Source organism: Streptomyces sp. NBC_00569 (genome assembly GCF_036345255.1).
Taxonomy (GTDB): domain Bacteria; phylum Actinomycetota; class Actinomycetes; order Streptomycetales; family Streptomycetaceae; genus Streptomyces.
The window spans coordinates 3,242,555-3,254,371 of sequence record NZ_CP107783.1 but is presented as its reverse complement, the minus strand read 5'-3'; the positions used below and the strand labels follow the sequence as shown (position 1 = coordinate 3,254,371).

Annotated in this window: 10 protein-coding genes; 9 read left to right on the top strand and 1 reads right to left on the bottom strand. The window is 68.9% G+C overall.

Features of this window, described 5'->3' with window-relative positions; genetic code table 11:
- Positions 1-114 precede the first annotated feature (114 nt).
- The 3 genes from OHO83_RS14605 to OHO83_RS14595 all read left to right on the top strand — a co-directional run bounded on the left by OHO83_RS14605 (position 115) and on the right by OHO83_RS14595 (position 3,979).
- Positions 115-1,002, top strand: a complete 888-nt coding sequence (locus tag OHO83_RS14605; RefSeq protein WP_266674910.1) for a FadR/GntR family transcriptional regulator — start codon at positions 115-117, stop codon at positions 1,000-1,002.
- Positions 1,003-1,454: 452 nt separating this feature from the next.
- The gene (locus OHO83_RS14600; RefSeq protein ID WP_266674911.1) at positions 1,455-2,993 is read left to right on the top strand and encodes an RNA polymerase sigma factor; all 1,539 of its coding nucleotides are present in this window, start codon (positions 1,455-1,457) and stop codon (positions 2,991-2,993) included.
- 155 nt (positions 2,994-3,148) lie between these two features.
- On the top strand, positions 3,149-3,979 hold the full coding sequence (locus OHO83_RS14595) for a S1 family peptidase (protein WP_329433787.1): 831 nt from the start codon (positions 3,149-3,151) through the stop codon (positions 3,977-3,979).
- Positions 3,980-4,103: 124 nt separating this feature from the next.
- Here OHO83_RS14595 and OHO83_RS14590 read toward each other — a convergent pair whose 3' ends face one another.
- Positions 4,104-4,334, bottom strand: a complete 231-nt coding sequence (locus tag OHO83_RS14590; protein ID WP_018535956.1) for a DUF7455 domain-containing protein — start codon at positions 4,332-4,334, stop codon at positions 4,104-4,106.
- Positions 4,335-4,774: 440 nt separating this feature from the next.
- Between OHO83_RS14590 and OHO83_RS14585 the strand changes: the two genes are divergently transcribed.
- The 6 genes from OHO83_RS14585 to OHO83_RS14560 all read left to right on the top strand — a co-directional run bounded on the left by OHO83_RS14585 (position 4,775) and on the right by OHO83_RS14560 (position 11,760).
- Positions 4,775-6,910: a DNA gyrase/topoisomerase IV subunit B gene (locus OHO83_RS14585; protein ID WP_266674913.1), complete on the top strand. Its 2,136-nt coding sequence runs from the start codon at positions 4,775-4,777 to the stop codon at positions 6,908-6,910.
- A 183-nt stretch (positions 6,911-7,093) separates the two neighbouring features.
- On the top strand, positions 7,094-7,618 hold the full coding sequence (locus tag OHO83_RS14580; RefSeq protein ID WP_330279587.1) for a DUF1453 domain-containing protein: 525 nt from the start codon (positions 7,094-7,096) through the stop codon (positions 7,616-7,618).
- On the top strand, positions 7,615-8,769 hold the full coding sequence (locus OHO83_RS14575) for a sensor histidine kinase (protein ID WP_329433783.1): 1,155 nt from the start codon (positions 7,615-7,617) through the stop codon (positions 8,767-8,769). The genes OHO83_RS14580 and OHO83_RS14575 overlap by 4 nt, the downstream gene beginning before the upstream one ends.
- 155 nt (positions 8,770-8,924) lie before the next feature.
- Positions 8,925-9,578, top strand: coding sequence for a response regulator (locus OHO83_RS14570; protein WP_405635009.1), 654 nt, complete (start codon positions 8,925-8,927; stop codon positions 9,576-9,578).
- A gap of 95 nt (positions 9,579-9,673) precedes the next feature.
- Positions 9,674-10,171 carry a DUF485 domain-containing protein gene (locus OHO83_RS14565; RefSeq protein ID WP_266674916.1) on the top strand — a complete coding sequence of 166 codons (498 nt, stop codon included), beginning with the start codon at positions 9,674-9,676 and terminating at the stop codon, positions 10,169-10,171.
- The gene (locus tag OHO83_RS14560; protein WP_266674917.1) at positions 10,168-11,760 is read left to right on the top strand and encodes a solute symporter family protein; all 1,593 of its coding nucleotides are present in this window, start codon (positions 10,168-10,170) and stop codon (positions 11,758-11,760) included. The genes OHO83_RS14565 and OHO83_RS14560 overlap by 4 nt, the downstream gene beginning before the upstream one ends.
- Positions 11,761-11,817 lie beyond the last annotated feature (57 nt).

Sequence of the window (11,817 nt, the reverse complement as noted above, 5' to 3'; positions counted from 1 at the left end):
AGCGCTCATTTCCGTCCGATAAGGCGTCAATTGCGACGGGGTAAGCGATCACCCTTTCGTGTGCTTTTCACCAAAGACCTCAAGGGACTTGGGGGCGGCGCCGACAACAGATCCGTGAGTACCCTTGCGCACACCATGATGACCGCCGCCCGCTCCAACGACTCCGGCCTGGCCGGCTCGGGCGAACTCGACCGTTACCCCTATGGGGAGGCAAATGGCGCCGACCGTGTGGGCGCCCCTGTTTGGGATGTCGCGGACCAGGATCTCGGCCGGATGGGGAGGCGTGCCGCGGGCAGTCGCGGACGCGGCCTGCACGGCCAACTCGTCCAGCAGCTGGGCCAGATGATCGTTTCCGGGGACCTCGGTGCGGACCGCCCGCTCGTGCCCGAGGAGATCGGCCAGCGATTCGAGGTGTCCCGCACCGTTGTCCGCGAGTCGCTCCGCGTCCTCGAGGCGAAGGGCCTGGTCAGTGCCCGCCCCAATGTCGGCACCCGCGTCCGCCCCGTCAGTGACTGGAACCTGCTCGACCCGGACATCATCGAATGGCGCGCCTTCGGTCCGCAGCGCGACGACCAGCGCCGCGAGCTGAACGAGCTGCGCTGGACGATCGAGCCCCTCGCCGCGCGGCTCGCGGCCGGACACGGCCGTGAGGACGTCCAGCAGCGGCTCGCCGACATGGTCGAGATCATGGGGCACGCCCTGGGGCAGGGTGACCCGATCACGTTCGCCCGCGCCGACGCCGAGTTCCACTCCCTGCTCATCCAGCTCGCGGGCAACCGCATGCTCGAGCACCTGTCCGGCATCGTCTCCGCCGCCCTCCAGGTCTCCGGGGGACCCGTCACGGGCTGCGACCGCCCGAACGAGGTGGCTGTCGCGCACCACGGCCGGATCGCCGACGCCCTCGCCGCGGGCGACGGGACGGGCGCGGAGGCGGCCATGCGTCAGCTGCTCACCGTCCACCCTGATGTCGAACGTGTGGTCCCCGCGCCCCGCGAGCACTGACACGCTTCTCGGCGATCGGGTGATTCGGCGCCTCGGTGCAGGCCCTCGGTGCTCGATGCACTGCGCCATCCGGATGTGCCCATCTCGTTCCCCATGTGTCGCCGGAGCGCGCCTGATCCCCCCGGGACCCGGCGCGATCCGGCGACACATGTGTGGACCATGGGTTCCGCCGGGTCGAGCTGGGTACCAGAAGAGTGGCCATGTTTGACCGTATCCATTAGTTTTTGACCGCTTACGGGGTGTGACTCGGGCCACGCAGATTGGGCGTAACGCTCCTCGGAACAGCGCGATGACCTAAGAGGTGACAGCCGAGGAGGGAATACAGCCGCCGCGTTCGGCGCTGTGCATCTCCCCGGCTCCGCCCGCGCCGTCGGCCCATCCCCAAGCCGGCGGTCGTCGGCTCCGGTCCTCACAGGACGGGGCCGGAAGCCGTTTTCCAACGTTCCGAGAGGTTGTTCGTGTCGGCCAGCACATCCCGTACGCTCCCGCCGGAGATCGCCGAGTCCGTCTCTGTCATGGCGCTCATTGAGCGGGGAAAGGCTGATGGCCAGATCGCCGGCGACGACGTGCGCCGTGCCTTCGAGGCCGACCAGATTCCGGCCACTCAGTGGAAGAACGTTCTGCGCAGCCTCAATCAGATCCTCGAGGAAGAGGGTGTGACGCTGATGGTCAGTGCCGCGGAGCCGAAGCGCCCCCGCAAGAGCGTCGCAGCTAAGAGCCCGGTCAAGCGCACCGCCACCAAGACCGTCGCCGCCAAGACGGTCACGGCGAAGAAGGTCGCTGCCACCGCCACCCCCGAGTCCCCGGCCGTCGAGGCCGAGGCTGAGGACGCCGAACCCAAGAAGGTCGCAGCCAAGAAGACGACGGCCAAGAAGGCCGCCGCGAAGAAGACCGTCGCCAAGAAGGCGGCGGCGAAGAAGACGTCCGGCAAGAAGGACGACGAGGTCGACGACGAGGCCACCGAGGAGACCCCCGGTACGGCCAAGGCCGAAGGCGAGCCCGGCGAGGAGGGCGCGCAGGGCTTCGTCCTGTCCGACGAGGACGAGGACGACGCGCCCGCGCAGCAGGTCGCCGCGGCCGGTGCCACCGCCGACCCCGTCAAGGACTACCTGAAGCAGATCGGTAAGGTCCCGCTGCTCAACGCCGAGCAGGAGGTCGAGCTCGCCAAGCGCATCGAGGCCGGCCTGTTCGCCGAGGACAAGCTCGCCAACGCCGACAAGCTGGCGCCGAAGCTCAAGCGCGAGCTGGAGATCATCGCCGAGGACGGCCGCCGCGCCAAGAACCACCTCCTGGAGGCCAACCTCCGTCTGGTGGTCTCCCTGGCCAAGCGTTACACCGGCCGCGGCATGCTCTTCCTGGACCTGATCCAGGAGGGCAACCTCGGTCTGATCCGCGCGGTCGAGAAGTTCGACTACACCAAGGGCTACAAGTTCTCCACGTACGCCACCTGGTGGATCCGTCAGGCCATCACCCGCGCCATGGCCGACCAGGCCCGCACCATCCGTATCCCGGTGCACATGGTCGAGGTCATCAACAAGCTCGCGCGCGTGCAGCGCCAGATGCTCCAGGACCTGGGCCGCGAGCCCACCCCGGAGGAGCTGGCCAAGGAACTCGACATGACCCCGGAGAAGGTCATCGAGGTCCAGAAGTACGGCCGCGAGCCGATCTCCCTCCACACCCCCCTGGGTGAGGACGGCGACAGCGAGTTCGGTGACCTCATCGAGGACTCCGAGGCGGTCGTGCCGGCCGACGCGGTCAGCTTCACGCTCCTGCAGGAGCAGCTGCACTCCGTCCTCGACACTCTTTCGGAGCGCGAGGCGGGCGTCGTCTCGATGCGTTTCGGTCTCACCGACGGTCAGCCGAAGACCCTCGACGAGATCGGCAAGGTCTACGGCGTCACGCGTGAGCGGATCCGTCAGATCGAGTCCAAGACGATGTCGAAGCTGCGCCACCCGTCGCGTTCGCAGGTGCTGCGCGACTACCTGGACTAGAAGCGCGACCGCCCGGACCGGATCCGGGCGGTGAGTGCGTCATCGAAGGGCCCGGATCCCCTCAGGGGGCCGGGCCCTTCGATGCGTTCGTGTGCATGACGCACGAGGTTCGCTCACGCTGGGTTTGTCGATACAACTCAGAGTGAGGACACCGAATGCGTCGTCCCTTCGCCCGAACGCTGTTCCGGGCGCCTGTCCTGCTGGCGGCGGCGGCCCTGCTGCCCCTGGCTTCCCTCGCCCCCGCTGCCGCGGACGGTGTCGTCATCGGAGGCCGGTCCGTCCGGGTGGCCGACAGTCCGTGGATGGTGGCGCTCTCCAGTCGTGACCGGTTCGGGGGTACCCGATCCGGTCAGTTCTGCGGGGCTGTCGTGGTCGGGCGGTCGACCGTCATGACCGCCGCCCACTGCCTGAGCCCCGAAGTCCTGGGCACCGCCCCGCGCGGCGTGGGTGACCTCAAGGTCATCGCGGGGCGTGACGACCTGCGGACCGAGACGGGCGTCGAGATCCCGGTACGCCGTACCTGGGTCAACCCCGACTACGACCCCGAAACCAACTCCGGGGATGTGGCGGTCGTCACGCTGAACGCGCCGCTGCCCAAGGGATACGTCATCCCGATGGCGGGGGCGGGGGACTCTGCGTACACGGCCGGGACCGGAGCCGTGGTCTACGGCTGGGGCGACACCACGGGGGCCGGTGACTACGAGAACATGCTGCGGGCCGCGGACTTGCAGGTGTTCGCTGACTCCGCGTGTGAGGCGGCCTATCCGGGCAGCTCCGAGGGAACGTTCCGCGCTCGCACGATGCTGTGCGCGGGGGAACCGAAGGGTGGGCGGGATGCCTGCCAGGGAGACAGCGGTGGCCCGCTCGTGGCGCACGGGCGCCTGATCGGGATCGTGTCCTGGGGGAGCGGCTGTGGACGCCCTCAGAGCCCCGGCGTCTATGCCCGGGTGTCGGAGGCCATGCGCGTCATGCCAAAGCCTGTCTGACGCGCTCAGGGCGCCTCATGGGCCTATATCGGGCTGATGCGAGGACGGGCGGCCACCCTGTGGTGCAGGGATGGCCGCCCGATCACCGGCCTGGGCCGGAGCTGGCTCGTCGTTGTGCGAGGCGTCAGCGTTCCTCGGTCTCGGCGCTTGCCGGAGCGGCGGTCAGGCGCTCCGTCTCGTCCTGTATCTCAGCGGCGATCTTCTTGAGTTCCGGCTCGAACTTGCGGCCATGGTGGGCGCAGAAGAGCAGTTCACCACCGCTGATGAGCACGACGCGCAGATATGCCTGGGCGCCGCAACGGTCACAGCGGTCAGCGGCCGTCAGTGGGCTCGCGGGGGTCAGAACAGTAGTCACGTCGCCTCTTCTCTAGCTCGACGAGCTGTCGTACCAGGGTCAACATCCAACCAGGCCGAAAACGTTCCCGCTCGTGGCTTTTCCTCGAAAAATCTTTCCGAGGGGCTGTCTGCTGCCGGTTGGCGGCGAATGTGCCGTATTGCGTCTCTTACGTGTCTTACGGGTTCGCGCGTTCCGTCAGGGTCGGTCCTCGCCGACTGGCTTGTCGGTTGTTCATGAGGACGTGCCCGGAGCCTAAATGGTTCATGCGCCGAAGGGAACGTGATGTGTGCTTCACCCCATCGAGGGATCGAACACGCATACGATGCTGGACTAGTCTGGGCAGAGGCGAGGGTTGCGTTACAACGGCTCTATCAGGCCTCGGTACCCTCTGAGCGGCGACCGAAGCCGACCCCTTACCCAAAAGGGTTCCAACTGAAATTCAGCGAGGAGCGAACTGCGTGACCGCCGAAACGTCCGTGCCGTCCACAGCGCTGCTGACCGGAGCAGGCGGCATCGTGGACAAGGACAGTTCCAACTACACCGCGCGGCACCTGCTCGTCCTTGAGGGGCTCGAGGCCGTACGCAAGCGCCCTGGCATGTACATCGGGTCGACGGACAGCCGCGGCCTGATGCACTGCCTCTGGGAAATCATCGACAACTCCGTCGATGAGGCCCTGGGCGGCTATTGCGACTACATCGAGGTCATCCTCCACGACGACGCCTCCGTAGAGGTGCGGGACAACGGCCGCGGTATCCCCGTGGACGTCGAGCCCAAGACCGGACTCTCCGGGGTCGAGGTCGTCATGACCAAGCTGCACGCGGGCGGCAAGTTCGGCGGAGGCTCCTACGCGGCCTCCGGCGGCCTGCACGGCGTGGGTGCCTCCGTGGTGAACGCGCTCTCCGCGCGGCTCGACGTCGAGGTCGACCGTGGCGGGAACACGCACGCCATCAGCTTCCGCCGCGGCGTCCCCGGCGCCTTCGCCAAGCCGGGGCCCGACGCGACGTTCGACTCCTCCGCGCGGCTCAGCAAGGTCAAGCGGGTCCCGAAGAACCGCACCGGCACGCGCGTGCGCTACTGGGCCGACCGCCAGATCTTCCTCAAGGACGCCAAGCTGTCCCTGGAGAACCTGCACCAGCGCGCCCGCCAGACCGCGTTCCTCGTGCCGGGCCTGACCATCGTCGTACGCGACGAGTACGGGCTCGGTGACGGCGGCAGCAAGGGCGAGGAATCCTTCCGCTTCGACGGCGGCATCAGCGAGTTCTGCGAGTACCTCGCCGCCGACAAGCCGGTCTGCGATGTCATCCGCTTCTCCGGGCAGGGCACTTTCAAGGAGACCGTCCCCGTCCTCGACGACCACGGTCAGATGACGCCTACCGAGGTCACCCGCGAGCTCGGCGTGGACATCGCGCTGCGCTGGGGCACCGGTTACGACACGACACTGAAGTCGTTCGTCAACATCATCGCCACCCCCAAGGGCGGCACCCACGTGAGCGGCTTCGAGCGCTCGCTCACCAAGACGATGAACGAGGTGCTGCGCGCCCAGAAGCTGCTGCGCGTCGCCGAGGACGACGTCGTCAAGGACGACGCCCTCGAGGGTCTGACGGCCGTCGTCACGGTGCGTCTCGCCGAGCCGCAGTTCGAGGGCCAGACCAAGGAGGTGCTCGGCACCTCGGCGGCCAACAGGATCGTCGCGAACGTCGTGGCCAAGGAGCTCAAGGCGTTCCTGACCTCCACCAAGCGCGACGCGAAGGCCCAGGCCCGCGCCGTCATGGAGAAGGCCGTCGCCGCGGCCCGTACGCGGATCGCGGCCCGCCAGCACAAGGACGCGCAGCGCAGGAAGACGGCCCTCGAGTCGTCGTCGCTGCCGGCCAAGCTCGCCGACTGCCGCAGCGACGACGTGGAGCGCAGCGAGCTCTTCATCGTCGAGGGGGACTCCGCGCTCGGCACCGCCAAGCTGGCCCGGAACTCCGAGTTCCAGGCGCTTCTGCCGATCCGCGGCAAGATCCTCAACGTTCAGAAGTCGTCCGTGTCGGACATGCTGAAGAACGCCGAGTGCGGCGCGATCATCCAGGTCATAGGAGCTGGGTCGGGGCGGACCTTCGACATCGACGCCGCGCGCTACGGGAAGATCATCCTGCTCGTCGACGCCGATGTCGACGGCGCACACATCCGCACCCTGCTCCTGACCCTCTTCCAGCGCTACATGCGGCCGATGATCGAGGCGGGCCGCGTGTTCGCCGCGGTTCCGCCGCTGCACCGCATCGAGCTCGTCCAGCCGAAGAAGGGTCAGGACAAGTACGTCTACACATACTCGGACCGCGAGCTGCGCGAGACGCTCCTCGAGTACCAGCGCAAGGGCGTGCGCTACAAGGACTCGATCCAGCGTTACAAGGGTCTCGGAGAGATGGACGCCGACCAGCTGGCCGAGACCACGATGGATCCGCGTCACCGCACGCTGCGCCGGATCAACATCGGCGAGCTGGACGCCGCCGAGCAGGTCTTCGACCTGCTCATGGGCACGGACGTGGCGCCGCGCAAGGAGTTCATCAGCAGCTCGGCCGCGACGCTCGACCGCTCGCGCATCGACGCCTAGGGCTGACCCGGACGCCGGCTCCACCCATGGGTGGAGCCGGCTGATCCACCCGCGATCCACCCCAGCTCCGATCCCGTGAGCCGGCCCTTTCCGTAACTTCGAAGACGTTGCTCGACGTCGCCACTCGGCGCCGTCCGGTGAAGTTCCAGAAATCCTCGAAGTCACGGAAAGTCGGAGGCCGCCATGTCCGGGCTCACCAATGTGCTGGTGATCATCGCCGTCGTCGTGCTGGTGGTCGTCCGCCAGTTCAAGGCACAGCAGATCACCATGGACAAGCGCTGGTGGGTCGTGCCCGGCGTGCTCGTCTTCATGGCGCTGCGCAAGCCAGACCTCCTCGACCCCCACCACCAGGCACTCTCGGCCTCGCTCATGGGCCTTGAGCTGCTCGTCGGTCTCGCCATCGGCGCCGGCTGGGCCTGGACCACCCGTCTGTGGATCGCGCAGGACGGCACCGTGTGGAGCAAGAGCACAAAGGCCAGCGGCGCCGTCTGGATCGTGGGTGTGGCCATACGGGCCGGTCTCTACGCCGCCGGCGCGGCCTTCGGCATCAAGCAGGGCAGCGCCGCCCTCATGCTTGCCCTGGCCGCCACCCTGCTCGTCCGCTCCGGAGTCCTCATCTGGCGTGCGCAGTCCCTGCAGACTGCGCCCCGGAGGGCCGGGGCGTACGGTGACGGCGTGCCCGCGCCGTCGTGGAAGGACCGTGTGTGACGCCCGGAGCCTGGACCAGCTGGCCCTCGCGGGAGGCGCTCTCCCGTGAAGGGCTCACACGGGCACGGCGGGTCCTGGCCCGCGTCGTGCGAGCGGTCGCGCTCACGGCTCTTGTGTGGACCGCCGCGGCGGAGCGTGGTGTGCACGGATGGACCGTCGCCCTGGCGCCGGCTGTGCTCATCGCCTGTGGAGCCGCCGCCTGGGGGTTCTTCCGGACCACGCTGGAACACCTGCTGTGGCCCTCCGTGGGGCTGCTCGCCCTCCTGCTGGGCGCGGCGTTCGCCGTGGAGCAGGCCGGGTTCAGAGGGGCGGCGCTCGTCCTGTGGTGCGGCTGTGCCGTCACCGCCCTTGAGCGGCTGCCCCTGGTCGCGGCCATTCCTCTCACGGCCGGCGCGCTCACCGGATTCGCGGTCCTGAACAACGACGCATGGTTCACCACTGCGGTCACCACCATCGGGCTCTGCCTTGCGGGATACGTCCTGCGCCTGGACGCGGAGGCGAGAGGAAGCGCCCAGCGGCTGCTCCGCCAGGAGCGGGCAGCGAGGGCCGCGGAGGCGGAATCCGCCGCACTGGCCGAGCGGGCCCGGATCGCGCGGGAGATCCATGACGTGCTGGCTCACAGCCTCTCCGCCCAGCTCGTCCACCTCGAAGCGGCCCGCCTGCTCATCGAGCGGGGCGCGGATCTCGACCAGATCCACGAACGGGTCGTCGCCGCCCGGGGCATGGCACGTGACGGGCTCACCGAGACGCGCCAGGCACTCTCGGCGCTGCGTGGTGAGATGACGCCGCTGGAGGACTTCCTGCGCGAGCTCGTCGCCACGGACGGTGCGACGGTCTCGGTGGAGGGCGTGCGGCGGCCACTGTCCGTAGAGGCGTCACAGACCGTGCGCAGAGTCGCCCAGGAGGCCCTGACGAACGTACGCAAACACGCGCCCGGTGCGAAGGCCCAGGTGAGGCTGGAGTACGGCGCCGCCGAAGTGACCCTTGAGGTAAGGGATGCGGGCTCGGCCGCGTCGGCGGGGGAGCTCACTGTCAGTGGCTCCGGCTACGGTCTGTTGGGGATGAGGGAGCGTGCGGAGCTGCTCGGCGGCACGCTCGTGGCAGGGCCGTGCGAGGAGGGTTTCGCAGTGAAGCTGAAGGTACCGGCATGAGCGGGACGGGCCCGGGGGCGAACGGGGAGGATCGCGCGGCGGACGCGGCAGGTTCGTGGACAGGCGCGGCAGACACGCCGACAGGTTCGCAGGCAGGCGCCGTGGACGCGGCTGGATCGAAGACGGCTGGGTCGGTGCGCAGGGACGCCAGAGTCGTGGTCGCCGATGACCAGACGGTCGTGCGCGAGGGCATCGTGATGCTGCTCGGGCTGCTGCCGGGTATCGAGGTCGTCGGAGCGGCCGGTGACGGGGACGAGGCCGTCGCGCTGGTCGCCCGACTTGCCCCGGACGTCGTCCTCATGGACCTGCGCATGCCGCGCTGTGACGGGGTGGAGGCGACGCGCCGCATCCGCTCGGAGTACCCCGGGACCCAGGTGGTCATCCTGACCACCTACGCGGACGACGAGTCGCTGTTCCCCGCGCTCAAGGCCGGAGCCCGCGGCTATCTCACCAAGGACGCGGGCGGCGACGAGATCGTGCGGGCCGTCGAGGACGTGCTCTCCGGTGACGCGGGCCTCTCCCCGAAGATCCAGCGCCGTCTCCTGGAGCGTCTTTCGGAGCCCGCACCGGCCCCCGCGCCGGTGGATCCGCCCGCCGGGATCACCGCGCGAGAGGCCGAAGTTCTGGGACTCATCGCAGAGGGGCTCACCAACCAGGAGATCGCCCGCGCCCTCCATGTCTCCACCGCGACGGTGAAGACACACATCAACAATCTCTTCGCCAAGACCGGCCTCAAGGACAGGGCACAGGCGGTGCGGTACGCCTATCGGCACGGCCTTGTTCAGCCACCGGGGTCGGCCATCACCTAATGGGGTGAAGCGGGATGTGAGAAGAGTCCGGGATCTTCCCGTTCTGCCCATCCTTGGGCTCGCGGCCTAAGTGGCCCGCGGACAAGGAGAGTTCGGTGGAGAAGCACGACGGGCGCGAGGCGGCGCAGACCCGGGCCGGTGATCGCGGTGTTCTCGGCGATCCCTGGTACGACGCGCTGGCCTCCGGGTGGGGCGAGTTGGACGGCACGGGAGCCCCGGCCCCGGCCGTACCTCCCCAGGCCGCGCCCCCGGAGCGGAGCGCGGCCGCGATCTATCTGGAGGTGCAGCGCAGCGCCGCCTTCCAGGAAGTACGCAGCCGCTACCGACGGTTCGTCATTCCGGCCGCCGCGGCCTTCTTCGCCTGGTATCTCGCGTACATCCTGGCGGCGACGACGGCCCCCGGTCTGATGGGCAGGCCCGTCGCGGGCGCGGTGAACGTGGCGATGCTGGCGGGGCTCGGGCAGTTCCTGAGCACCTTCCTCCTGACATGGCTGTACTCGCGCCACGCGCGGCTGCGAAGAGACCGCGCGGCGCTCGAACTGCGCTGGGACACCCAGGAGATGACCCGAGTGATCGAGGGTGGCCAGCGGTGACCGGGAACCATCAGACGCTGGCGCTGCTGCTGTTCAGCGTGTTCGTCGCCGTCACCCTGGCGATCACCACCTGGGTGAGCCGCAACAGGCACGGCTCGGCGGAGGAGTTCTACGCGGGCGGCCGGCTCTTCTCGCCCATGGAGAACGGTTTCGCCATCGCGGGCGACTACATGTCGGCGGCGTCCTTCCTCGGCATCTCGGGCCTGATCGCGCTGTTCGGCTACGACGGCCTGCTCTACTCGGTCGGGTTCCTCGTCGCCTGGCTCGTCGTGCTGCTGCTGGTCGCCGAACTCGTGCGCAATTGCGGGCGGTTCACGCTCGCCGACGTCATCGCCGCCAGAATGCGGGAGCGTCCCGTGCGGATCGCGGCGGGAACTTCCTCGGTGACGGTGTCCGTTCTCTACCTGGTGGCGCAGATGGTGGGTGCGGGCAGTCTGGTCGCGCTGCTGCTCGGCCGCACCGCCGGAGCCGTACAGGCATGGACCGTCGTCGGCGTCGGCGGGCTCATGGTCATCTATGTGTCGCTGGGCGGGATGCGGGCCACCACCTGGATCCAGATCGTCAAGGCGGTCCTGCTCATGGGCGGGACGATCACCCTGACCGTGCTCGTCCTGCTGCGTTTCCACGGAGACTTCGACCAACTGCTGCGTACGGCGGCCGAGCGCAGCGGGCACGGAGCCGCGTTCCTCGCGCCCGGACTGAAGTACGGCGGCGACTGGACCGCGCGGCTCGACTTCATCAGCCTGGGGCTTGCGCTCGTGCTCGGCACTGCCGGGCTGCCGCACATCCTGTCGCGCTTCTACACCGTTCCGACGGCACGGGCCGCGCGCCGCTCGGTCATCTGGTCCATCGGACTGATCGGCAGCTTCTACCTGATGACCATCGTGCTCGGCTTCGGCGCGGCGGCGATCGTGGGCTCCGACGCCGTGCGCGGTTCGAACGCGGCGGGGAACACGGCGGTTCCGCTGCTCGCGCTCGACCTGGGCGGCGGTCCGGACTCCACGGGTGGAACGGTCCTGTTCGCGGTGGTCGCGGCCGTCGCCTTCGCCACGATCCTCGCCGTCGTCGCCGGGATCACGCTCGCCTCCTCGGCGTCCGTGGCCCACGACCTGTACGCGTCCTTGCGCCGCCCGCACGCCAAGCCGCGCAGCGAGGTCGCCGTGGCCCGCGTGGCCGCCGCCGGAATCGGCGTGGTCGCGATCGCTCTGGGTCTGCTCGCCCGCGACCTCAATGTGGCGTTCCTCGTGGGCCTCGCCTTCGCCGTGGCGGCCTCCGCGAACCTGCCCGTACTGCTCTACTCCCTGTTCTGGCGGAACTTCACCACGCGCGGCGCCGTGTGGTCCGTCTACGGAGGGCTCGTGCCCGCCCTCGTCCTGGTGGTCCTGTCACCGGTCGTGTCCGGCAGCGAGACCTCGCTGTTCCCCGGCCTGGACTTCCAGTTCTTCCCGCTGGAGAACCCCGGCCTCGTCTCCATCCCCCTCGGTTTCCTGGCGGGCTGGTTCGGCACGGTCACCTCGCCCGAGCCACCGGACGAGGCCAGGCACGCGGAGACAGAGGTGCGGGCGCTGACCGGGGCGGGAGCCGTCTGAGAACCGCGCTCCACATCTGTGTGGCCCGAGCTCTCGCGCGGCTGCCCCAGAGTGCTC

Coding starts and splice junctions, on each gene's coding strand:
- OHO83_RS14595 (WP_329433787.1), top strand. CDS start 3,149: ATGCGTCGTCCCTTCGCCCGAACGCTGTTCCGGGCGCCTGTCCTGCTG.
- OHO83_RS14580 (WP_330279587.1), top strand. CDS start 7,094: ATGTCCGGGCTCACCAATGTGCTGGTGATCATCGCCGTCGTCGTGCTG.